Here is a 24558-nt window from a genome sequence, read left to right on the forward strand (position 1 = left end):
CAATTAAATCGTTCCCCAAGCCCCCCGGCCCGCCATATAGCCCACTGTCCACCAACCCGCTGCGCTTTGTCAAAGCAAGTTCGGCCAAAGAGACCATGGACATGTCCTGCCGGTCCGAAAAAACGGCCCACAAGGATGTCTTGCGGGCCGTCACACCTGCCCCAATCGGGACAGGGTCGTTCTTTTAATCCATCCGGCCTTAGAAGATGAAATCGCTGGCATCCAGCGACATGGGTGCCACGCCTTGCAACCAGATCGTGCCTTCGCCACCCAGAGCTTCAAGATCAATGAGGATACCGCCATTGTGCACGCTGTAGGATCCGGCCATGTCGGCAAATCCGGACAGCTGATAGGCAGACAGATTAATTTGATCGGTGCCATCAACAAAGTCGGTGACAACATCGTTGCCCGCATTCAGACCAAAGACAAAGGTATCGCTGGCCGCGCCGCCGGTCAGCGTGTCATCGCCCCAACCACCGGCCAGAACGTCAAGACCGCCATCCCCAAAGAGCATGTCGGCACCTTGGTTGCCATAGATCGTATCGCTGCCATTGCCGCCAATAAGGGTATCTTCGCCCCAGCCGCCCGTGATGTAGTCAGCGTTGCCATCACCATCAATGATGTCATCGCCCAGACCACCGGCCAGAGTTTCGTTACCCAGACCACCCTCGATCGTGTCATTGCCATGACCGCCGCGCGCGTCGTCATTCCCGGCACCGGTATCCAGTAGGTCATCACCCGCACCGCCATACAGCGTGTCGTCAAAACCACCACCATCAAGGTTGTCGTCACCCGCACCGCCCATCAACAGGTCATCGTTCAGATTACCCTGCAAGAGATCGTTGCCGTCACCACCAAAGAGAATGTCATTGTCATCGCCACCCGACAGGCTGTCGTCACCGCCAAAGCCTATCAGAACGTCATTGCCAGCATTCCCTGACACGCTGTCATCTCCATTGCCGACACGAATGGTATCAGCACCATCCTGACCGCGCACCACACCCAAGGTGATGCCATCAACACCTTGGAAGACATCAGAGCCAGAGCCCAACAGAACATCCCCGGAGATGGCCCCACCGACGTTGTTCACAGAATCTACGCCTGCGCCCAAAGTCAGGCTGCCTTCGATCGTGCCGCCCATGTTGCTGACCACGTTGGGGCCATTGCCAAGGTCGACATTTCCAAAAATCTGGCCATCGGTGTTCTTCAGGAAATCGCCCTGCGCCCCGGTGGTGATCGACCCGGTAATTTGACCGTTGCTGTTTTCAATGGCGTTGGCACCGTCACCCAGATCAATGTCGCCGATGATATGGCCTGTGTTGGCGATCTCTTCGTTCGCGGATCCGCCCCCGATGGCCCCCATTTCACCACCAACGATTGTACCGCCATCGTTTACGACCAAACCGGTATAGCCTGAGCCAAGGCTGTCAATGCCAAGCGCCTGATACCCCCCCTGAATAAGGCCGGTATTGGTGATGACATAGTTCGCATCATTGCCATCGAGATGATTGATACCGTAATCGTTCCCGACGATCGAGCCAGAGTTGGTGATAATGGTGTTATCATTCGGCGTGGCCCCCTGGTTGTAGATATAAACCCCGTCAGCCCCGGCCAGGATATCACCAGAGTTGTTCAACAGGTCACCCCCCTCCATCCTCACGCCGTCTTCATCGACGGTGATGGTGCCTGTATTGGTGATTGTGAAATCCCCATCGTTCACCGAGTTATGATCAATCCCCGTGCTATCCGATAAGATCTCACCGCTGTTAAGGATATGCCCTTCGTCGCCATCCACCTCGATCCCATCGAAATCCGCACTGATCAGGCCGCTATTGGTGACATAGCCTTGGCCATTGCCGCTGACAAATACACCGGCACCCTCTGAGGTGATCGAGCCAGAGTTGGTCACAACCCCATTTTCAAGAATATAAATGCTTGTACCAAAGCTGGTGATCGCCCCAGCATTGTTCACAACGCCTTCGCTCCCAAAGATATTGATAGCACCCGATTCAAGCGATTCAATCACCCCGGTTTCGGTGTTCGTCACAGTTGACTGAACCCCAAGCAGATAAATCGCTTCGCTGTTATTACCCTGGATCAGGCCGCTATTGGACACATGCTGTTCACCGATACCCGTTGTCGTACCGTCAGAGGAGGTCGCATAAATACCATAGGACTGCCCGGCAATTGTGCCCGTGTTGGTGATCGATAAATCATTTTCACCACGGATACCTTCGTCCGAGTTCCCTGAGATCAGGCCCGAGTTCACAATCTGATTGCTGGCATCACCTAGGAACAGCCCGGTGTCTCCCCCGGTGATCGACCCAGAGTTCGAGAATAATCCACCAGTACCAAAAGAGATGATGCCGTTATCGTGACCGGCAATCTCGCCGCTATTTGTCAGGCTGACATCATCCCCAACCGATAAAATCTCAACCCCTTCGTCATCCCCGATCATGACGCCCGAGTTGATCGCACTGACATCAGAACCATCCACTTGAAGCGCGTCCCCATCGACATTGATCGTGCCCGTGTTGACAAAGGTCGATCCGCTGACGATGCCATCATAATTGCCGAGGTAGACACCGGTGGAATGACCATTGACGCTACCGTTGTTGGTGACATAGCCACCCTCGCCAAAATAGATCGCCGTGCTGGTCGCTGTGACAGAGCCGTTATTGGTAAAACTGTTATGTGACGTCGAACCACCATTGTTGGAATAAAACGCATTGGACCCGGCCACAATCGACCCGTCATTGGTGACGATGCTGCTGGTCCCGGTGCCAAGATCAATCCCGTCAACCCCGGTGGTAATGGAGCCCGACACACCAATGGTGATCTCATGGTTTGAGGTATTGTTGGCTTCAATACCGTGCCCTTCGTCCGCGATCAGATAGCCATCCACAAAGATCGTGTTGGCATTGGAGCCGACATTGATATCGATGGCATCATGTCCATTGCCATCGGTGCCCAAGTAGACGCCGTCGCGGACCACAACCGTGGAATTGGAAGACGTGACATCCAGCGCGTCATTAACTGTTGTGTATATCGAGGAGGGAATAAGTGTGGGCATTAGAGCGATCCTTTTTTAAAGCTATCTGTTCAATCAATCCAAGCGACTGTGATGCCGTCTCGTGAAAATGAATGCGAGAACACGGCAGGGCAGCGAAGAGGACTCCCGCGGGAGGTTAACAAACCTTGACCTTCAATCAAGACACAGATTAACCCACTTGACCCAACGGTCAAAATCCGCTTTTGCCGCGCCGCTTCCCCCCCCAAATCGAATCACTTTTTGGCCCAAAATCCGGCAATTCCCCCTGGGGTTGTTTCCAATTTCAGAACAATGATCTGGTCTTCCAGAAATTGACGGCGATTTCGCCGTCGTGCAGCGCAATTTACCCCAACTTTGTCAAAATTGGGGCAGGCCGCGATCTTTCATGTTAAGACTTTCTTCATATTCAAACAGCGCCCGGACAGGACGTATATTTCTGCTTTGCCCAATGTCCGCCCGCCCCAATGATGGTTTTCAACATGCCTCTGCCAACCCCTCTGAACGACGACATCATCGGAACCCCTCTGGATGATCTGATTGCACTGCAAGCGGGCGATGACCGCTTTGTTGGCGGGGCTGGGGATGACACCGCCAAGGGCGAGTCTGGCAATGACACGCTCAAGGGCGGTTTGGGGAATGATCTGCTGCTGGGCGGCACGCAATATGACAATCTGGTTGGCGACGAGGGCGATGATACGCTTGATGGCGGCGATGACGACGACATTCTGATTGGCCTGCAGGGGCGTGATCTGCTCTTGGGGGGCGACGGCAATGACTTGCTCGATGGGGGCGATGGCAAAGATGTGCTTGTGGCTCAAGAAGGCAATGACACGCTCGAAGGCAAGCTCGGCAATGACCTGATGTTTGGCGGCAGCGGCAATGACCTGATGCTCGGCGGCGAGGGCCATGATGACATGCGGGGCGGCGCTGGGGCCGATACAATGGACGGTGCCAGTGGCCATGACACCATGAGGGGCCATGGCGGCAATGACCTGATCAAAGGCGAGACTGGCAACGACGAGATCTTTGGCGGCGATGGTCAGGACACCGTGCTGGGCGGCGGCAATGCCGATACGTTGATGGGCAATCTCGGGGATGACCTGATTTATGGCGATGATGGCCGTGATCTGGTGCTGGGCGGCGAAGACAATGACACGCTGTTTGGCGGCACGGGCCATGACACCATCGGTGGCGAGGCGGGCAATGATCTGCTGTCTGGTGACAATGGTCAGGATTGGCTCAAGGGCGGATTGGGCGACGATGAAATCCATGGCGGCAACGGTCATGACACCATCGAAGGCGACGACGGCAATGACCGTGCAACAGGTGGCACCGGTCAGGATCTGATGCTTGGCGGCACCGGCGATGATACATTGTCGGGCAATGGCGGCCGCGACACGATCAAGGGCGGCGCCGACAATGACCAGATCGCTGGCGGCAGTGGTGATGATGAATTGGACGGCGGCTTTGGCCATGACCTGATCTCTGGCGGCACAGGCCATGATCTGCTGCGCGGCGGCAGTGGTGATGATACCGCCCACGGTAACAGCGGCAATGACTCCTTGTTTGGGGGCAGCGGCAATGATGAGCTGGGCGGCGGTTTTGGCGCGGACAAGCTCATGGGGCAGGGCGGCGATGACAAGCTGTTTGGCGGCGCGGGCGAAGACACCCTGTGCGGCGGCAACGGCGATGACACGATCTGCGGCAATGAAGACGACGACGAGATCACCGGCGGCAATGGCCGCGATCTGTTGGACGGCGGCATGAACAATGACTGGATCCACGGCAATACCGGTGCGGATACTCTGGTTGGGGGCAGCGGCGATGACACGCTTTTGGGCGGGGCGGACGATGATGATCTCACCGGTGGCACCGGCGATGATTTCTTGTTTGGAGGCAGCGGAGCCGACACAATGACCGGCGGCGCAGATCGCGATACCTTTGTCATTGATGCCGCCGATGGTCTGGGCAATGTCATCACCGATTTCGACACCAACGTCGAAGGGACGGGGGCGGATGTTCTGGATCTGACCGCTTTGAGCGGGCCGCTGAGCTTTACCAATGTCGGGGCTGATCTTCTGGTGGCCGACTCCTTTGGCAATGAGGTTCTGCTGCTCAACGTTCAGACCACAGATCTGACCTTTGGCACCAATGTTCTGACCGACAACACCCCAACGCCGGGGGATGATCTGCTGCTTGGCACCAATCTTGATGACACAATCAACGGTCTCGAAGGCAATGACACCATCCTTGGCTTTGAGGGCGAAGATCGGCTGGATGGCTGGGTCGGTGATGACAGCATTGATGGCGGCGCGCATAACGACACGATCTTGGGCGATACTGGCGATGACACGCTCAACGGCGGCACCGGCAATGATAATCTGCACGGCGAAGTGGGCAACGATGTCTTGAATGGCGGCGAAGGCGAAGACAGCCTGCGCGGCGGCTCCGGCAACGACACGCTGAATGGCAATGTTGGCGCAGACACCCTGCGCGGCGATGCAGGCGACGATCTGCTCGATGGCGGCGATATCGAGGATGCGCTGTTTGGCGGCACCGGCAATGACACGCTTTTGGGGGGCAACCAGCAAGACGTTTTGGTTGGGGGGGCCGATGATGACCTGCTCTTTGGTGGCGATGATCAAGACACCTTTGTTTTTGGCATTGGTGACGGCAATGACACCATTGCCGATTTCGAAGATGGTGTGGATTTGATCGACATCTCAGGCTGGACCCCTGCTGCCATCGCCGCATTCGAAAGCGCGTTCTATAGCCAGACCATCGGGACAGGTGGGTCCGTCACATATGTTATTGGGGCAGACAGCCTGGCAATCCTGAACACCTCTGGGGCGGATATCACCCTCACTGCGGATGATTTCATCTAACCCGACCCTGATCGCCCTGATCAGAGGTACCAACACACACCGGCCCGCCTTTCAGGTGGGCCGTTTTGCGTCGGCCCACCCGCCTCCTAAAATCACCCCCTTGAGCCGCCCGCCGCCCTGCGGCACAAGACCCATAATATCCAGCGCCCCTTGCGAGATTGATTTTCAGGAGAAAGCCCATGGCCCCCAAATTTGGCACCAGCGGTCTACGCGGCCTTGTCACCGAGCTGACCGACGACCTGGTGGCGGATTACACCCGCGCCTTTCTGGCCGCCTGCCCACATGGCGGCGCGCTGCATCTGGGCCGCGATCTGCGCCCATCCTCGCCTGATATCGCCGCAGTGGTGGCGCGCACGGCGCTGTCCGAAGGCGTCGACGTGATTGATTGCGGCGCTCTGCCCACACCGGCCCTGGCACTCTCATCGCTGCATGCCGGGCAGGCCGCCCTCATGGTCACCGGGAGCCACATTCCCGCCGATCGCAACGGGTTGAAATTCTACGTCCCAACCGGCGAGATTTCCAAAGCGGATGAACAGGCGATCACCGCCCATTTGGGCCGGGATAGTGCCTATTTAGACGCTGCATCCTGCGACGGATCCGCCGCTGCACATGCCTATGTGGCGCGCTATGTGGATGGCTTTGGGCCCGAGGCGCTGGCCGGTCTGCGCATTGGCATCTATCAACACAGCTCCGTGGCGCGCGATCTCATGACCGAGGTCATCGAGGCCCTTGGCGCCCAAACCGTGGCGCTGGCCCGCTCTGATGTGTTTATCCCCGTCGATACCGAAGCCCTTGATCCTGAAACACGCGGCATGCTGGCGGGCTGGTGCTCTGAGCATAACCTTGATGCGGTGATCTCAACCGATGGCGACGCCGATCGCCCCATGGTCGCTGACAGCGCGGGCGCAGTGGTGCTTGGCGATGTTCTGGGGGCCCTGAGCGCGCAGGCCCTTGGCGCACAGGTGATCTGCACGCCGGTCTCGTCGAACTCAATGGTGTTGGGCATGCCCGAATTCTCGGACGTGCATTTGACCCGCATCGGATCGCCCTATGTGATTGCCGCCATGGAAGAGGCGCTGGCCACCGACCCCACCGCCAAAGTTGTCGGCTATGAGGCCAATGGCGGCTTCCTTCTTGGCTTTGAGGCCCAAGGACCAGCAGGGGGGCCTGCCGGGTTGCTTGATCCGCTGATGACCCGCGATTGCCTCTTGCCCATCATCGCGCCGCTGGCCGCCGCCAAAGCCGCCGGGCAAACGCTGTCGACCTTGGTTGCAACACTTCCGCCCTGTTTCACCGCCGCAGATCGCGTTGCAGGGATCGACACCGACATCTCCAAAGCCTTCATTGCAAAACTGACCGCTGATGCAGAGGCGCGCACCGCGTTTTTCGATGCCGGAGCCGAGCAGAGCCTCGATACCACCGACGGGCTGCGCGTCACTTTCGAAGGCGGGGCCGTGGTGCATTTGCGCCCCTCGGGTAACGCCCCGGAATGCCGCTGCTATGCCGAAGCCGCCAGCGCCGAGCAGGCCCAAGACCTTGTGCGCCGTCACTTGGACAAATTGGCCTCTGCGCTGGGTTAGAGCCTGTTTGAGGTGCAAAAACAGACAAGGGGTGCCGCACTTGGTGCCCCTTTAACCCTGGACACATGCGCCGGAAATCGCCAACACATAACATAACACACATTATCCGCACCCGCTTTGTAGCCGCAAAGCGAGAATGTCACCCACGAGCAAAGCAGAAGTGTCACTCTCCTCGCAAAACGATGTGAGGATGAGCGAACGCGAATTGAACCGCCTGGGGGTTCCGACGCAGGTCGAGGATGAAGGTCTCACAACAAATGAGGCGCAATACTTGCCAGTTTCGTCAACTGGCCTTCTCCGTCAAAACCTTCTGAAAGTAGCTGTCGCTGTCCTTGCCATTGTTTGGTGACAGACCATCGGGCACGATAGGCAATGATCGATTCAAGGATCGTATCTTCGGCCTTCGCTGATGCCAAAGGGGTGTCGTCGAACCCCGGCTCCCACAGGCAGCAGGGACAAATCGTTGTTCCAATTTCGCCACCCCGCTCTGAATAAGCGGGCTGATCTGAATATTCCGGGAACCCGCAGACAGGGCAAAGTAGACGCCCGTCTGGCACGTTAACGTTGAAAGACAAACTCATCATGCCCAGCATGCCAACCATTCACTTCACTGCGCGCGCAAGGCCTGTGGTGACATATCTACTTGGGTGCGGCAATTTTCGCACCACAACAGGCCTGTCACTCAGCCCTCAAAACCGAACCGGCTCGGGCCCAAGCGCGGTGGTCAATTGGGTGCGTGTCTCTTCGAGATTGGGGACAAAATCCAAGATACGACCGGATTTCTGGCCCTTCTTCAACAAGGCTTCGGTGAGCAGATCGTGATAGCCCGCATGCTCCGCCGGATTGATGCCCAGAAACGCCAGCAGCTCTGCCACCTTTTTGCGGCCTTCCCTTGGAACGGCGTACACCTGCTCGAACAGGACCACAAAAGGCGCAACACCCAGGCTCTCGCAGAGCAGTTTCAGGTTGCGGCGCCTGTCTTGACAGAACCGCAGGTGTTTTTCTGCGCGGGCCACATCAAAGGGGGGGATTTCAAGCGCGCCCTTCTTTAGATCCGCAAAGACCTGCCCCGCTTCTTGCTTGCCCCACGCCCCGGTCAGCCGCGCCAGTTCAAGCGACAAGATACGATCGACCTCGGCATCACGATCCAGAATGATCTGGGCATAGCCAAGCTCAATCGAGACCTCCATCAACACACGGTTAAACGCATCGGGCAGCAATTCATGGCAATGTTTAATCACCGGCAATCTGGTCGCCAGAACCCCGCGCAAATCAGCGCGCAGCTGGGCCTCATCCCCATGCTCAAGCCAGCCTTTGGTCACCTCACCAAACAAACGCTCAGGATTGAAAGGCTCATGTTCAACGCCGGGATGCTCGGACAGAGTTGCCAAAAGGCCCGCCAAGGTTGTGCCACCGGTGCGGCGCAACGTCCAGATGATATAAGGAGAACTCACGCAGCCTATCCCTGTATACACAATTGGAAAATCTGGTAGCATCTCCCCCCAAAACCCACAAGCGGGGCTTTACCCGGACGCCAAGCTACGAAACAACCAAGCCGAGTGGTATTTTTGGTAAAGGACCCCATGACAGATTCGACGACCCAACATTCGGTCCCTGCCGACCGGGCCCCGCGCGCGCCATCGATATCGGTCATTATTCCTGTTTTTAATGTCGCCGACTATGTGCGACCCTGTCTTACCAGCCTGCGCCGCCAGACCTTTTTGGATTTCGAAGCCATCGTCATTGATGACGGTTCCACCGATGACAGCGCAGCGCAGGCCCGCGCCGCCATTGACGGTGATCCGCGCTTTACCCTGATCGAACAAGAAAACCGTGGGTTGTCCGGTGCCCGCAACACCGGGCTCGATCTGGCGCGCGGGGCTAGCATCGCCTTTGTGGATGGTGATGACCGGGTGGCCTCTGATTATCTGGCCCAGCTCTGGCAGACCCTCAACAGCAGCGGGGCCGATTGGGTCGCTTGTGCTCTGCGCGCCTGTTACGCCGATGGCACCGGGACCGAACATTCCGCCATCCACGGCAGCCCGGACCTGTTTGAGCACCCTGCCCCACAACGGTTTTCCCTGGATGACTGGAGCGACGTGATCCGCCACTTCCCCTCGGCGTGGAACAAGCTGTATCGGCGTGCGTTAATCGATGGGCTGCGCTTTGACGAAGGCACCTGGTTTGAGGATCACAGCTTTTTCCTCCGGGTCGCGGCACGCACCGATCATATCTATCACCTGCCACAACCGCTCTATCTTCAGACCCAAGGCCGCCCCGGCCAGATCACCACCCAAGATGACGACCGGGTGTTTGAGCAATTTGATGTCCTGCGCGGCATGCGGGCATTGATGGAAAACAGCCCCCGCCCCGGTGCTAATCAAGGGTTTGCCCGCATCACATCGCGGCTGTTGTTTGAGCGCAGCACCGCGCTCAAAGATCCCAAACGCCGGGCCCAGTTTGCCACCCAATCACAGCAGTTTCTGCAAGAACAGAGACTGGTTTATACCCCCGACTGGGATCGCGACATCGCCCGGTCTTGGGGGCTTGAAATCGCCGGGCAAACACCGCTGAGCGTGGTTCTGCCCTGGAACGGCAAAGATCACGCCGCCCTGCAACGCACCCTCGCCAGCGTGACCGATCAATTTGGCCCCGGCCGAGAGGTCTTGGTGATCTGCGACAGCGCAGCCAGTGCCAAGGCCGCCCGAAAAACCGCAGAACTTTGGCCCTTGGCGCAGGTTCATCAGCACTCCGGCCGTGGCCCCGCCATGGCCTGGCAATTTGGTTTAAACCACGCGCAGGGGCTTTATGTGATGTTCCTGTCGGCGGGGGATGTGCTGCATCCCGCCACCCTGCAGTATTGGACAGAAACCGCCCTGCGCCATGATGCTGATTTCACCCTGTCGGATTTTCGCCGCGGCAGCTGGCCCGAGGCCCCGATCCAAACCAGCCTATATGACACCGACTTACAGCATGCAGGCCCCATGCCCTCAGGTCTGGCAGAGATCACCGGATCACAGGCATTGCGCTGCGGCCCCCACCTGCAAACCCGGCTCTTCAAAAAAGCCTTTTTGCAAGACCAGTCCCTGTCCTTTTCCCCGCGGGCCAGCAGCGACTGGGCCTTTGCTCTGGCCGCGGCGCTTGTGGCCAAACGGGCGGTTCACATTCCCTGGCCGGGCATTGGCCTGAGCCGATTTGATCACAAAAACGGCTCTGACAAAGGGGTTGGAGGCACCTTTGATGACCTGATCCGCGCCCTGCCCCAATCCGCAACCCACACCTTGCCCAAGGGCTGGCAACGTCGGATTTTCGCCCGCATCATGCGTGAGAGGATCGACACCGACCTGCCCCAAGGGCCCCGCAAACTGCCGGCTTTGGCGCTTATGGCGACCGGTGCCATGAGACGCGGGTTTGGCGGCTCCCATCGCGATCCCGCCGGGTTTGACACCAATATCGGGCCCAAGATGACACAGATCTTGAACCCGCTGAGCCTTCTGGGGCGCCCCGCCTTGGTTCCCCATCCCTCTGACGAACAGGCTTCGCCGGTTCCCATGCATATTTTCCCGCTCAAAGGGCATGGATTTGCACGGTTTAGGGTCGATTTTCAGAATGATGCCTATGCCAATCTGTCTTTCCGGGTCGGCAAGGGGCCGCATATTGCGCTGCACCTGTCTTTGCGGGTGAAAGAACAGCAAGTGGTGTTCAACGACACCCATCCCAGCGGGCAATGGCGGGCGGAACGCAGCCGCCCCTATGCGCTCAAACCGCGGGGGCATACGCTTGAGATTGATATCACCCCGCCAAATGTACGGGTGATGATCGACGGAGAAGAGGTGTTCGATATTTCCCGCCGTCTCCCGTGGCGGCGCAGCGGTGTGCTCGCGCTTGATCAGATCACCCATGTTGAGCAGGCTGGCGGCCTGTTCCCGACCGATCTGGTCCCCCAGGAACCGGGCGAGACACTGCATTTGGATTCCCGGCTCATGTTGCGCGCGGCGCGATATAGCGATGACACGACGATCACCTGCAACGGCATCCCCCTCCTTGTGACAGCCGCCCCAATGAGCGGAGGCCGAGCCGGATTGGCGGCGCAACCGACCGGACAAATCTGGGTTTCCGGCAAGGATAGTGTCGAATTTGAGCTGTCCGACGGCGGTTCTCTGAGCCTGACCAAAGAGGAAATGGTCGCGCGTATTCTTCGGCTGTTTGATCAAGGGCTCGACAAACAAGACACAACATTGGCCACTCAGGTGTTGGAACATATCAAGCTGGGCGAGCTGATGCCGCTCATGCCCAAGACCGCACAGCAGGCTGCAATCAATCTATCCTACAGTCTGAGCCTCTCAAAATATCTCATGGCGGTGCCCTCCGAGCCTCAGGCCAAGATGTCTAAAGCCACATCAGAGACGGGCTCAGAGGAACACAGCGACCAAACACGCACCGACAGCCACGCGGAAACGCAGGCTGACCCCCCATCTAAAACCGACGCCACTCAGCAATTGACCCAAATTGACCCGACAACCTCTCAGGTCAATACCGCCATGGCGCGTTTTACCAACAGTCAGACCATGACACCGCCCGCTGATCCGGCCCGCATTCTGGCCGAGCTGCAACTGCCCAAGGAGGCGCGCAGGCAGTTGTTCTTGAACCTGACTGAGCTGTTTTGCAGCGATGGGTATGAGTTTGAAACGCTCTATCAGGCCGCCAAAGCGGATGATCTGCACGGGTTCTTCGCCCGGCCCGGCGATGATGCCTGGGCCGCCTCGGCGATGGTTCCCTATATGTTGCTCAATGGCGAGGCCGACAGCCTGAAATCGGTGCTGTGGGATCTGGCCAAACGCACGGATGGCTGGGTTTTGACCTCAACCCTGTCTTGGACCATGCGCAAGGCCCAAACCTTGCCAGGATTTCCCGCTGATCTGCGCGCAAACATCATTTACGCATGGATGGATTTTGTCTCAACTCAGGCCCAGGACTATTGGAAGCGCGCCCAATGTCTTGAGCTGATCCGCACCGCGACTTGGCTGGTCAAACATCTCAAACGCGATGATTACCTCAAGGATGACCTGCGCGCCTTTTGTTTGAAAAACTATGGCATGTCGCGGGTGTTCTGGCAGGAATTGCAGAACATATCAGAGACTATTCCCGCCCATTTCACCCAAGCACATGGTCATTTTCAGACCCTGCTTGACCAAGCCGATCTCACGGCGATGGACCGGGCGCTGTGTTTCTTTGATGCGGCCGGCAACCCAGATGCCGCCCGGATGCGCACCGAGGTCTTGGGCCCCACCAGCAACGACACCGCCACAGCCCCCTATCTGGCCGATACCCATAACCCAAGCCGCGCCGCCGTCCGCCATATGGCCTTTCCCGGCAGTGCGCCAATCACCCCCGAACTGACCCAGATGGCGCGCAGCGCGGTTGTGGATCTCTACCCGCAAATTCCCCGCGCCAAGAACCTTGATGGCCAGATCAGTGCCGCGAAACAAATCGAAGCGGCCCTGAACAGCCCCACAGCAGATGCGACAACCGGACCCGATGCCGATCGTCTTCAGGCGCTCACCCCCTTTATTGGGTCTGGGGATGGGTTCTTGGGGATCGGCCTGGCGCTCAGCCTTTTGGCCGCCCGCCTTGAACACCCTGATTACGATCACACCGCTTTGCTGGATTGGATCAACGATCAGATCGCCACTCTGCCCGATTGGGAACAGGACGAGCTGCCAGATTGCGCCGCGCTGGTCTCGCCTTTGGCGCGGCTTGCCCGTCACGACGACGAGGCCATAAAGCGGCTCTGTTCCCGCCTAAAAGCCCCAAAACCACCTGAAAATTTCGACCAAACCCCCAGTGCGTCGCCCCTATATGACACCATCGTTACGGTCTTTTCCTGCCGTGGGTATCTCGAGGATCGCATCCCCGCGTTGCGGGACACTTGGCTGACGTTATTGGAGGCCTTGGGCGTCCCCTATGTGATCATCGTCGGAGATGGCGAGGGTCAGCAAGTCGGAGATGTCCTGTATCTGGATGCGCCCGATGATTACGAAGGCCTGCCGCAAAAGACGCTGGCCACCATCAAATGGGTGCATGAACAGACGCCCTATGCGCATATGCTCAAGATTGACGATGATTGTTTTCTCAATGCGCCGCTGTTTTTTCAGTCTCTAACCTACCGCAAACATCACTATTACGGCCGCAAACTGATCCGCACCCCCGGTCAAACAGATCGGGCCTGGCATCAGGAGAAATCCGCCTCACCGCGTGGCAAGCTTGAGCTGGATAAATCCCCCGAACCCTCCTCCTATGCCGATGGAGGCTCCTCTTATGTCCTCAGCCGCACCGCGATGTCTGCCGCGCTTGATGCGGCGGACAGTCCGACGGGGAAGCGGCTGATTGCCTCGTCGTTTATGGAAGACAAGATGCTGGGCGATTTGCTGGCGCTGCGGGGCATTCACATCGCCGAACAGGATTACCGCATTGCCATTCGGCGCCGCAATCACAAGACGGCCCTGCCGGTGTCCACCTGGCTCAACAGCTTCTTGCCCTCTCGCAATGCGCCGGTCTGTCAGGTGCATCTGGACAGCCATCACGACCTGCCCCGCGCCATGCAACAGCTGCAAAGCGATGAACTGCGCCCGCGCAAAATCTGGCCGAGCTTTCAAGACATCAAGCTTGGCTACCAGAGCAATGCGCTTGAACTGGTGAGCTCAGAGACCTCGGTCCAGGCGGCGCGCGACGCCGATGTCGCCGTCGTGGCCTGTATGCGCAACGAAATGTTCATGCTGCCGCATTTTCTGGCCCATTACCGCCGCCTTGGGGTCGGGTCTTTTCTGATTGCCGACAACTGCTCCGACGATGGCACCTTGGAATACCTCGCCGAGCAGCCGGACGTGGCGCTGTTTTCCGTCGATACCGACTACAAGCTGTCGGCCTATGGCGTGGCATGGCAACAGGCGCTGATCGCAGCCTTTCGCATGCATAAATGGACGCTTGTCGCCGATGCGGATGAATTGCTGGTCTGGCAGGAAAATCAGACCCAAACCTTACCTGAATTGGTCCAATCCCCGGAGTTCGACGGGGCCGAAGCGGCCCGCGTGTTCATGTTGGACATGTATCCCAAGGGGCCGCTTGAGCAGGCCAATTTTGCAAGCGGTGATCCCTTTGCCGAAGCGGGCTTTTCAGACAGTGAACCCTTTTTGACCGGCAGCCCGATGCGGGGGCCCTATTGCAATGCCCCGGCCTGGACGTCGTCCCTGCGCCACCGGCTCATCCCCGGCTCGGCCCCCAACTTCTTTGCCGCCCAAAAACTGGCGCTGCTGCGGTATCATCCGTTCATGCGCTTTTCGGCTGGCATGCATTTCGTCTCGGATGCCCGTCTCGCCAAGCAAGAATTGATTTTCGGGCATTTCAAATACAACGCCGCCTTTCGGGCCAAGGCCGCCACCGAAGTCGCCCGTGGCCAACACTGGGGCAATGCTGCGGAATATCGCAGGTATCTGGCCCTGGCCTCCGAAGGGCGCAGCGTGATCTATGATCCGCAACGCTCGGTGCCCTGGACCCAAAGCCCCTTTGTCAAAGCCCGGCTCAAGGCCAGCTAAAGGCCCCGTTAAAGCACTGAGACCCTGAGCTAGACCCTGAGTTGGGCACGGTTTTGGGCCGGAACAGAGACTGTTTCGCGCCGCACCATCAGGCTTTGTAATACTGCAACAGCGCTTCGCGATGCTCGGCCATATTCACCGGGGGGCGGGCCCCTTGCCAATAGCTGTCAAAATCCACAGCCCCCTCGAGCAGGGCTTCGATACGCGCGTGAAAGGCTGCAATATCCCCGGCCGGAAACACCATCTCGGGACAGTTGCCCAACTCCTGCGCGCCCCCCATATCAGCACACAGCAGCGGGATATGGCGGGCATGCATTTCAAGCGCCACCTGCGGCAGGTTATCGTGCCACAACACCGGGATCAGCCCGACATCAACCTGATCCAACAACTGGTCGAGATCGTCATGGCCATAGCCGTTGGCGTAATCCACCTCGGCCAGATGTTTGCCAAGGGCGGCCACCCGACCCATGGTCGTTTTGTCACCGCGCCGCGCGGCAATCACCACCCGAACCCGGCGCGCCAGTGGCGCGGGCAAGGTCTCAAGCGCCTGTAGCAGAAAGTAAAACCCCTTGTCGCGGCGCATATACCCCAAATAGCCCAGCGTCAGTTCGGGTTCGCTCCCCTGCGGGGGGGCTTTGGGAATGGCGCGGGGGCTGGTTTTCTCAAACCGTTCGGCTTCGCGGGTGCCAATATAGCTGGTTTGGGCAAGGGTCGGGTCGATGCCATGCCCCACAGCCAAGCGCCGGACCGCGTCCGAAACACATAAAACCACATCGCAAAAGGTGTTGATCGTCGCCACCATCTGGGCACGCCGCGCCAAAAACGGGCTGCCATCGGGCGGCAAAAGCGCCTGCAATTCCCCCGGATTGCTGCCAATCGCACTGAGGCGGACACGCCGTGGCACCCCGCGCAGGCGCCGCAACATCCGCGCACCATGGGCCCCAAACCGCAAAGACCAGAACAGCAAAACATCAAACACCCAACTGCCCGGACGCAACCCCGCCGCCTTGAGCCGGTAGCTCAGCCCCGCCGCCAGTTGCAAATTGCGCGTCTCGTGGCGCTCAGGCAGGCAATGCACACAGTTGCGCCCATCGTCAAAATCGACACAGCTCATCCGTTCCTGGTGCCAAAAATTCACCTGACTGCAAAACGGATAGTAATTGTGCAAAGACAGCACGATCCGCATCTCCGGCCAGCGCGCCTTCACCCCCTCAAGCACCGACACCGGCAGCCCTTCGAGATTGTTGAGATGCAACACATCATAGGGGCCGGTGGCATCAATCAGATCATACACCACCTCTTCGGTGGCCGGATGGCTGAGCTGTGCCGGGTCGCCATAGCTGTGATGCGCCGGGGCCAAGACCCCGGAATTGACGATCTCATACCGCCGATCCCGATCCTGATCGGGGCCATGACGCACCCGTTCCCAGCGCGGCGCGCGGCTGACCAGATCATAAGACACCCCAGAGGAGAAAAACGTCAGCTCGGTCTCTGGGCATTGCCCAAGCGCCTGCATCAGATTGCGCTGATAAACCGAGACACCGCCGCCCCGGCCTTCGTCATCCAGATAATCAACCCAGTTATAATACAGGGCCCTCACAATTCATCCTCAAGCCAGCGCTCATGACCAATGGTTGTGAAATAGTGCTTGATGGCGCGCGGCTCTTCGAAGCGATCCAAAATCGTATTGATCCCCTGTTTGACCAGCGGGCTTTGCATGGCCGGGTCACTTTCAACGCCCAAAAAGTCGCAAATCCGGTCGTTAAATTCCGGGGCAAACAACTCTCGGTATTCAAGGCTGATATGGCGGTGGGGCTGGTGGGCCAACCAAGACGTGAACAGGTAATCGGTCATGGCATTTTCATGCCAGCGCTGGCTGATCTGACGCGGCGTGGCATCGATCTTGCGCGCCACATGTTCGTGGTCTTCTTTGCTTTGAACCCACTTCTGGCTTTGCACCGCCTTGATCAAAGAGGTGACCTGCGCCAGACGGTTTTCGCGCCAAACATGTATCAAGGTGATATCAGGATCGGCTTCAAGCGCCCGAAAGGCGGCGATGTTATGGCCCAGCATAAACTTGAACCCGGTCCAATCCACTCTGGCGGGTTGCGGTCTCTGGAAGATCTCTTCAAGGAATGTCACAGGGTTTGCATCGCGGTCTGCCACAACCCGTTCAAAGCTTTCGTCCCGGTCTCCCGACAGGCCAACAACCGCCTTTGGGTTAAACTGCTCCCCCGTACAGAAAATCTGGGGATGCGCATTGAGCAAGGTCATCAGGTACGTCGTGCCGCTGCGCGGTAACCCCAAAATGACAAAGCGGTGCGGGGCCGGACGCCGAGAGGATCCAAGTTTGGATAGGATTGAACGCACAGATGTCAGCCTCTACTGTTTGGACCGGCTTATTCCGCAAAGCCTGCGTGGTTTCAACCCTCCTGCGCGCGGCGGATAATCTCCAAGTGGTACTCAATCGCGTCTTCGATATCCTCGAAATATTGCAGCTGGCCATCAACCAGCACCACCCCGGCATCGCAAAACTCGCGCATTTGCCCCATTTCATGGCTGACCATGATCGCGCTCGAAACTTTCATCCGTTCCTCAAACACTTTGCGGCTCTTGGCGCGAAAGGCTGCGTCGCCCACGGCGATCACCTCATCCACCAGATAGGTGTCAAAATGGATCCCCATGGATGCCCCAAAGGTCAGACGCGATTTCATCCCCGATGAATAGCTGCGCACCGGCATGTGGAAATGCTTGCCGATATCAGCAAACTCCTCAACAAATTCAACGAGTTCATCCGTATCCACACCATAGATACGTGCCACAAACCGCACGTTCTGTGCCCCGGTCAATTCACGGTGAAACGATCCGCCAAACCCCACCGGCCAGGAAATCGACCCATCGCTGACAACCCGCCCCGTATCGGCGCGCATGGTCCCCGAGATGATCTGTAACAGCGTCGATTTCCCCGCCCCATTGCGCCCCAGCAAGGCCAATGACTTGCCCGATGGCAAGGTCATATCCAGATTGTCGATGACAATCTTGCGCTCGCCGCGGACACGGTAGCTTTTGGTGAGGGTTTCGAACCGGATCATCCCAGCACCTAGGCCCGATCCCGGATGGAATAAAAGACCAACACCAACACGGCCCAGCTGAGCAACAAGAACAACCCGACCAAAGACACGATGGTCATCCGCCGGGGGTATTCGCTGCTCTCGGCCAGGGTTGGCGCAACATAGGTCGCCAAATAGCGGCTTTGGCGCTGCGCCTTGGCGCGGGCCAGATCAAGCGCCGCAAGCGAGGCACGATAGGTCTCTTCGGCAAATTCCCGATCCACCACCAGCCCTTCATATTCGGCAATCAGGCTGGGGTAATCTTCGCCCACACCCCCGCCAAATTCATCACCCTGCCCCGCATTGGGCCCCGAGGTGGCAAAGCTTTGACGCTCATTGGCAATACGTTCCCGGATCACCTGAATGCGCCGACGTTCCTGCGTCAGGCGCGGGTCATCGGCATTGGTGGTCCCACTGAGCAGATCATATTCGATCAGCGCTTCGGCAAGCTGTTGCTGCAGGTTGTTCATCACCCCCATGCGGCCCTGAATATCGGCCTCAGGGTCCACAATCTGAGTGCGGGTGCGAAACGCCGTCAGCGCCTCACGGGCGGTTTTCAGACGGTTGACCGCCTCATCCAGATCGGCACGGGCATAGCGCATGGAATCTTCGCGCGCCTGTTCGTTCAGCGCGTTGATCATCTCTTGGCTCTTGCGCACGATCACTTCGGACACCTGCTGGGCTTTGTCCGGGTCAAAGGCCAGAACCTGCACTTCGGTCAACCCCGAACCGGAATCAAAGGCCACCCGCACAATGCGCTGCCAAAACCATTCCAGATCCTCGATTGATGGTTCCGGCCATAGGGAAAAGACCGGGTCCTGATCCCAATGCGCGCTGTAATGGGCCACCAATCCGGTTTCCTCTTCGACCGCCCGCACCAGACTTTGGCTCAGGATAAACTCATAGAGGATTTCCCCATCCGATCCGCCACTCGACCCGGTGAATTGCGACAGGCCGCCCAAAAGCTCCGAGGCATTGCCGCCTTCTTCCTTGCGCACCGTGAACCCGGTCACCGAGCTATATTGATCGGTGGCAATCATCCAAAGGTAATAGGTCACCACCAACATCGGCGCAAAGACCAGCCAGATAAAGGACATCGCCAGCCCCCAATGGCGCTTGCGCATACGGGTGCGATTCGCCGTGGGTTTGACAGGCCGCCCATTGGCCTTTGCCTTGCCCGAATTAGGTTGAGGCGGCTTTGGCTTGGCCGCCGGGCCTTTTTGCGGCGGCTGCTTTTGCGGGGCCTCGACCTTGGGGGCTGTGGCCCCGCCGGTGGGCGCGGCCGCAACGGCCATCAAAGGCTTGGGTTTGATCGCCTGAACCTTGCCATCGGATGTGCTTGCACCGGGGGCCTTGGTGCCCTGTCCTTTTGGCGCAGCTTTGGGCGTGGGCTTGCCAGGCTTGGCTGCACCGCCCTGCCCTGCTGCTCCCTGCCCAGTTCCCTGCCCGGCTTCGGCCTTGACCCCAGGCTGAGCCCCTGGTGCTGCCTGGGGTGCTGCCTGTGGTGCTGCCTGTGGTGGTTTTTTCTTTTGCTGTTGGGCAGGCTTGGTCTCCTGCGCTCCGCCCGCTGCTTTGCGCGCCTGCCCCTGTGCCCCTGTGCCTTCGGTCATCTTGTGCCTTCGGTCTTGTTTGCGCTTGAAGAAAGCCTGTTTGATCTTCTGTCGGGGTTTACCATAATGGCGCAGCCTTTGACCAGTATCGTGACCATCCCCCCCAATGACCCAGGCATAATCAAAATATGACGCATCGCCCCAGTCTCACGCCCGCCCAAACGCCGCCTGTTTCGCGCCGCCCCGGCCATGGCACCAACCGCAGCTTTGCAACCAGCAAATCGGTTATGGCGCTGATGATCCGCGAAATGGCAACGCGCTATGGCCGCTCGCCGGGGGGCTATGTCTGGGCCTTGCTTGAGCCAATGGGCGCGATCATGATCATGTCGATAGGCTTTTCGGTGATGTTGCGATCCCCGCCGATCGGCAACAGTTTCACCCTGTTCTATGCCACCGGCTTTTTGCCCTTTGCGCTGTATCAGAGCATCTCGAATGCCGTGGCGCGCAGCATTCAGTTTTCCCGCGCCTTGCTGATGTACCCGGCGGTGACTTGGGTTGATGCGGTGCTGGCGCGGTTTTTGCTCAATGCGCTGACCGGGGTTTTGGTGACCCTGTGTATCTGCGGCGCCCTGTTGGCGGTGACCGACACCCGAGTCGCGCTGGAGGGGGGGCCGATCCTGAGGAGCTTTGGGCTTGCCATGCTGCTGGGAATTGGCGTGGGTGTTTTCAACTGCGCGCTCAACGGGCTGTTTCCGATCTGGATGCAGGTCTGGTCGATCTTTACCCGTCCTCTGGTTTTGCTCTCGGGGGTGATTTTTATGGTCGAGGACCTGCCCGAAACCGTTCGGGATATGTTGTGGTACAATCCGCTGGTGCATATCACCGCGTCCATGCGGGACGGGTTTTATCCGACCTATAACCCCGATTACATCTCGGCCACCTATTGCGCGTTGTTCAGTCTGGTGTGCCTGTTCTTTGGGGTGGTGTTGATGGCGCGCTATCATCGCCACATCCTCAACAACAACTAAGCCCAGCACCACCTCAGATCTGCACCACCTCAGATCTGGCCTTCCCCCGTCCAGCGCTTGACCGTTGCCAGATCCGCGGTGGTGCGCCGCAAGAGCCCATCGCGCAGGGCGCGCGCCACCAGACGCAGGAACGTGCCCCGCTCGTCACCATAGTGGCGAAACTTCGCGATCCATTTCAACGCCACCAAAGGCAGCACCAGCCAAAACCACAGCCCCGCCGCCTCGCGGTAGATCATCAGCAGATTGCGATGATGAAAGTAGCATTTCCACATCGGCCGAAAGCGCTGAACCCCATCGGTGAGGGTCGAAAAGTCATGTTCAAAGCGCAGTTGCGGATCAAAGCGGATATGCCCGCCCGCCCGGGTCAGGCGCAGCGTATAGAGCACATCATCGCCATAGATGAACAGGCTGGGATCAGGATAGCCGCCGATCTCACGGCCACGGCGTGACAGGAACAGCCCGACAAACGAGCCCCCATCAATGCGCTGCCCTGTCTCAGTGTCATAATCGTCGCGGCCCAAATGGAATCCCTCACGCCCGCCACGCAGGGTGCGCAAAAACACATCGCGATGCCAAAACGGATTGGTCCAGGGCCGGTTCATATCACAGATCCGATCGTCGGGATGATAGACCGCCGCCGCCACCGCATCGACACCGCTCAGATCACCGGACTGGCACTTGGCATGAAACCTCGCCAAGGCATCGGGGGCAGGGCGGGCATCGTCATCCATGACCACCAGCCAATCGGGGTCAAACCGCTCAGCCGCCAAACGCATCCCTTGATCAAACCCACCAGCACCGCCGCCATTATGCGCGCTGCGAAACACCACAAGGCGGGGATCGGTTTGCTCAGCCAGCCACGCTTCTGTGCCATCGGTGCTGGCATTGTCGACCACCACAACCGCCTGCAAATGATCAGGCGCGCTGTCGAGCAAGCGGGCAAGGCTGACCTTGAGCTGATCAAGCCGATTATAGGTGACCATAACGGCGACCAACCGGCCCGCACTCAATTGCCCTGCACTCATACTCAGCTCCTTAGATTGCGCTGCTTAGGGTCACAAATGCGCAGGCCTGTCAAACCCAGAACCTGTCAAAATCGCTGGACAGGCTTAGTATTGCTGCCGCAGCCAGTCGATCAGCCGCGCCCGCAGCGCAGCGTCAACCCGGTTGCCTTCGAGTTTGATCCCACTTGGCCCGTCCTGCAGCGAAATCCCGGTGACCACATTAATTTTGCGCTCGGGGCGCGTGTCGGCCTGTGGCTCGGCTGCGGTCTCTTGGGGGGATTGTGGGGCAGGGGTGGTTTGAACGGCCAGGGCCTGTTCCAGCACCTTCAGCTCCGCTTCGGGGGTTTGGGGCGCGGCCCGGTGCAAATCGGCGCTCAGGGTCTTGGCCAAATCCGGGGTGTCAGACAGGACGCGCGACAGTTGCAACCCCAACCGTTCGCCCACCGCCTCGGGAAAACGCAGCTGGCCATCAAGGGCGCGCACCACCGCAAGAAAGCTGCCAATCTTGGAGCGTTTGGCCCGGCTGGCGGATTGAAACAGCGCCTGAAGCGCGGCGCGATCACTGTCGAACACATCGCTGGCCACAGATTTCGCCACGATACGGGCCCGTTCGAAATAGCTCAGACCAACGCGAATTTCATTTTCTTCGACCATAGCCAGATAGGCATCGGCAGAATCTTCGGGCTGGCGCAACAGGCCCAAAACCTCGGTAAAACGCGCTTCGCCGGTTTCCTCAGCAAGAGCCTTGAGCGCCGCACAACGCCGCCAGCCCGAGATCAGACCGTACTGCCTGCCGGTGTGCCCGTCACCCAGATCGACCAATTCCACCGGGGTCTGTTGGCCGCGGCTGCGCAGGCTATCCTTGAGCGCCTGCATCTCAGTCTCATCAACCACAACCCGGTCGCGGACCAGATAATCCAGCTGAATCTGCGCCAGTGGCACGGTGATCACCATGCGCCCGGCCTCGCGGGCCTCGGTCAGGGTGCGCGCCAGTTCTTCGGCGGCAGCAGAGGCCGAGGCCTCGCGCGCCACATCCGCGATGGGCGCGGCCCGCATCGGGGCACCAAGGGCCGATTTGGTCTCTGGCGCGGGGTCAAGAAAGGCCGGATTGGCGGGGGTCAGACGTTTGCGTTTGGCCATGGGGTTTCTCCGTTTTCGGGCGACATTGGAGGACAGGCCTCAACAACATCTGAAAGGGGCGTGCGCAGAGGCAAAGGGCGCGACACAGTCTGCGAAACGTTTCGCGCGCGAAACATTAGGTCCGGCATGAGACCTATCATCATTCGGCCGCCGCCTGTTGCGCCTCAAGCTCATCGCGCCGCCAACTGCCAACCAGCAGCGATTTGAACGCCGCATAGGTGGCGTCAAAGGTCTCACGACCGCGCACATAGGTCTCGCGGTTGAAATCACGATAATCGGCCTCGTAGATGCCTTGCACTTGCTCACCGGCCTGACCGATCAGCGCGGTAAAGCCCTGGCGATGCGGCGAGAGGGTGGGGCCAAGATAGCTTTGCATCAAGGCCGCCAGTTCCGCCTGCTGAGTGCCGTCATAGCGCGTGACCACGGCGCGCACCGCATCCCATTGAAAGGCCAGCCCCTCGCGCCCTAGGGCCCGCGCGGCCATGTTCTCGGCCTCTTCGATGCTGCCAAAGGTCGAATGCAGCATGTCAAAGAACCGGCCGGTGCTGTCAAATTCCAGAAACGAGGCCCCAAGCGGCACCAAAAGGATATCCGACGCGGCGAGGCCATTGATGGTCAGATAGCCAAGGGCAGGGGGGGTATCGAGGAAAATGACGTCATACTCGTCCAAAATCCCGTCTTCCTCGAGGCTATCGGTGAGCGCATCCCAAAGCTTCCAGCCGCGCCCGGCCATGCGCCAGACCGGGATTTGGAACTCGGCCCAATAGAGATTCAGCTGGGCACCGATCAGGTCAATATTGGGCCAATGGGTCTTTTGCACCAGCTCACCAGCTTTGACATCCAGCGCATCCGACAGGCTATCATCCATCGGTTGCGGGGCCTCGCCACGATCCATCCGACGCTGGTTTTCACCCTGAAGGTGGCGGGCGTAATGACGGGCCAAAAGCGGAAACACAGTCTGCCATTCATCCTGCACCTTGCCGCCAAAGATCGAGGTCATCGACCCCTGGCTATCAAGGTCGATCACCAACACCTTGTAGCCATCCAACGCCGCCGACATGGCCAGATGCGCCGCGGTGCTGGTCTTGCCAACGCCGCCTTTGAAATTGGCGACGGCCACCATTTTGGCGGGCTGACCTTTGGGGCGGTAGGGCAGGTAGTTTTTGGCCTTGGAGCCTTCGGCGGCAAAATGGGCGCGCAGGCGCAAGACCTCGTCCAGCGTAAACCACTTGGCCCCGCCAGCGGTGTCCGAGGTGCCCTGCGGCAGATCGGGGTTTTGCTTGAGAACGCGGCGGAAATGACCGGTGGCGACAGGGATTAGATAACGGGTGATTTCCCAGGTGGAAAACAGCCGCAGTTGCCGACCGCCAGCCTCTTCAAGCCCGCGGCTTTCGAGATCGGTGCGCCCCGAGCTACAGGCCTGAGCGATGGCGGCAAACTCAGCGGTGCCCGATGGCGCGCCAAGCTGGGACAAAGCCGCATCCGGGTCTATGTTGAAGTAAGGCGGCAAGGCCGCTTGGGGTTCGGATTTCATCTGCTCTGCTCCGCCTGATCTTTGGCCTGGGTCTGACTGACCCAGGTATAACGGGCGTTATGTTCGCCCTTTTTGATAGAATA

At 58.9% G+C, this 24558-nt stretch carries 14 protein-coding genes; 4 read left to right on the forward strand and 10 right to left on the reverse strand.

Features of this window, described 5'->3' with window-relative positions:
- Positions 1-199: 199 nt before the first annotated feature.
- Positions 200-3073, reverse strand: coding sequence for a hypothetical protein (locus tag ACRBB0_RS08905; protein WP_431374076.1), 2874 nt, complete (start codon positions 3071-3073; stop codon positions 200-202).
- A gap of 458 nt (positions 3074-3531) precedes the next feature.
- Here ACRBB0_RS08905 and ACRBB0_RS08910 point away from each other — a divergent pair, with 458 nt between their 5' ends.
- Together ACRBB0_RS08910 and ACRBB0_RS08915 are read left to right on the forward strand one after the other, a co-directional pair.
- On the forward strand, positions 3532-5937 hold the full coding sequence (locus ACRBB0_RS08910; protein WP_431374077.1) for a calcium-binding protein: 2406 nt from the start codon (positions 3532-3534) through the stop codon (positions 5935-5937).
- A gap of 179 nt (positions 5938-6116) precedes the next feature.
- Positions 6117-7517: a phosphomannomutase gene (locus ACRBB0_RS08915; RefSeq protein ID WP_431374078.1), complete on the forward strand. Its 1401-nt coding sequence runs from the start codon at positions 6117-6119 to the stop codon at positions 7515-7517.
- 248 nt (positions 7518-7765) lie between these two features.
- On the opposite strand, the gene ACRBB0_RS08920 is transcribed toward ACRBB0_RS08915, so the two are convergent.
- Together ACRBB0_RS08920 and ACRBB0_RS08925 are read right to left on the reverse strand one after the other, a co-directional pair.
- Positions 7766-8119, reverse strand: coding sequence for a hypothetical protein (locus ACRBB0_RS08920; RefSeq protein ID WP_431374079.1), 354 nt, complete (start codon positions 8117-8119; stop codon positions 7766-7768).
- 87 nt (positions 8120-8206) lie between these two features.
- Positions 8207-8971, reverse strand: a complete 765-nt coding sequence (locus ACRBB0_RS08925; RefSeq protein WP_431374080.1) for a hypothetical protein — start codon at positions 8969-8971, stop codon at positions 8207-8209.
- Between the two features lie 129 nt (positions 8972-9100).
- On the opposite strand from ACRBB0_RS08925, the gene ACRBB0_RS08930 reads away from it, so the two are divergent.
- A complete protein-coding gene (locus ACRBB0_RS08930; protein WP_431374081.1) occupies positions 9101-15109 on the forward strand; it encodes a glycosyltransferase in 6009 nt (2002 codons plus the stop codon).
- A gap of 88 nt (positions 15110-15197) precedes the next feature.
- On the opposite strand, the gene ACRBB0_RS08935 is transcribed toward ACRBB0_RS08930, so the two are convergent.
- Genes ACRBB0_RS08935 through ACRBB0_RS08950 form a run of 4 tightly spaced genes read right to left on the reverse strand, consistent with a single transcriptional unit; the run spans position 15198 to position 19829 of the window.
- Positions 15198-16709: a glycosyltransferase gene (locus tag ACRBB0_RS08935; RefSeq protein ID WP_431374082.1), complete on the reverse strand. Its 1512-nt coding sequence runs from the start codon at positions 16707-16709 to the stop codon at positions 15198-15200.
- Positions 16706-17479, reverse strand: coding sequence for a Stf0 family sulfotransferase (locus ACRBB0_RS08940; protein WP_431374083.1), 774 nt, complete (start codon positions 17477-17479; stop codon positions 16706-16708). The genes ACRBB0_RS08935 and ACRBB0_RS08940 overlap by 4 nt, the downstream gene beginning before the upstream one ends.
- Before the next feature lie 53 nt (positions 17480-17532).
- A complete protein-coding gene (locus ACRBB0_RS08945; protein WP_431374084.1) occupies positions 17533-18201 on the reverse strand; it encodes an ABC transporter ATP-binding protein in 669 nt (222 codons plus the stop codon).
- Between the two features lie 8 nt (positions 18202-18209).
- On the reverse strand, positions 18210-19829 hold the full coding sequence (locus ACRBB0_RS08950; RefSeq protein WP_431374085.1) for a sugar transporter: 1620 nt from the start codon (positions 19827-19829) through the stop codon (positions 18210-18212).
- A 128-nt stretch (positions 19830-19957) separates the two neighbouring features.
- On the opposite strand from ACRBB0_RS08950, the gene ACRBB0_RS08955 reads away from it, so the two are divergent.
- Positions 19958-20797, forward strand: coding sequence for an ABC transporter permease (locus tag ACRBB0_RS08955; protein ID WP_431374086.1), 840 nt, complete (start codon positions 19958-19960; stop codon positions 20795-20797).
- Between the two features lie 29 nt (positions 20798-20826).
- On the opposite strand, the gene ACRBB0_RS08960 is transcribed toward ACRBB0_RS08955, so the two are convergent.
- The 3 genes from ACRBB0_RS08960 to ACRBB0_RS08970 form a co-directional block, all read right to left on the reverse strand.
- Positions 20827-21822: a glycosyltransferase gene (locus tag ACRBB0_RS08960; RefSeq protein WP_431374087.1), complete on the reverse strand. Its 996-nt coding sequence runs from the start codon at positions 21820-21822 to the stop codon at positions 20827-20829.
- 84 nt (positions 21823-21906) lie between these two features.
- Entirely contained in the window at positions 21907-22941 is a 1035-nt protein-coding gene (locus tag ACRBB0_RS08965; RefSeq protein WP_431374088.1) for a ParB/RepB/Spo0J family partition protein, read from the reverse strand.
- 139 nt (positions 22942-23080) lie between these two features.
- A complete protein-coding gene (locus ACRBB0_RS08970) occupies positions 23081-24475 on the reverse strand; it encodes an AAA family ATPase (RefSeq protein ID WP_431374089.1) in 1395 nt (464 codons plus the stop codon).
- Positions 24476-24558: the final 83 nt, after the last annotated feature.

The organism is Pelagimonas sp. (assembly GCF_050633425.1).
Classification (GTDB): Bacteria; Pseudomonadota; Alphaproteobacteria; order Rhodobacterales; family Rhodobacteraceae; genus Pelagimonas.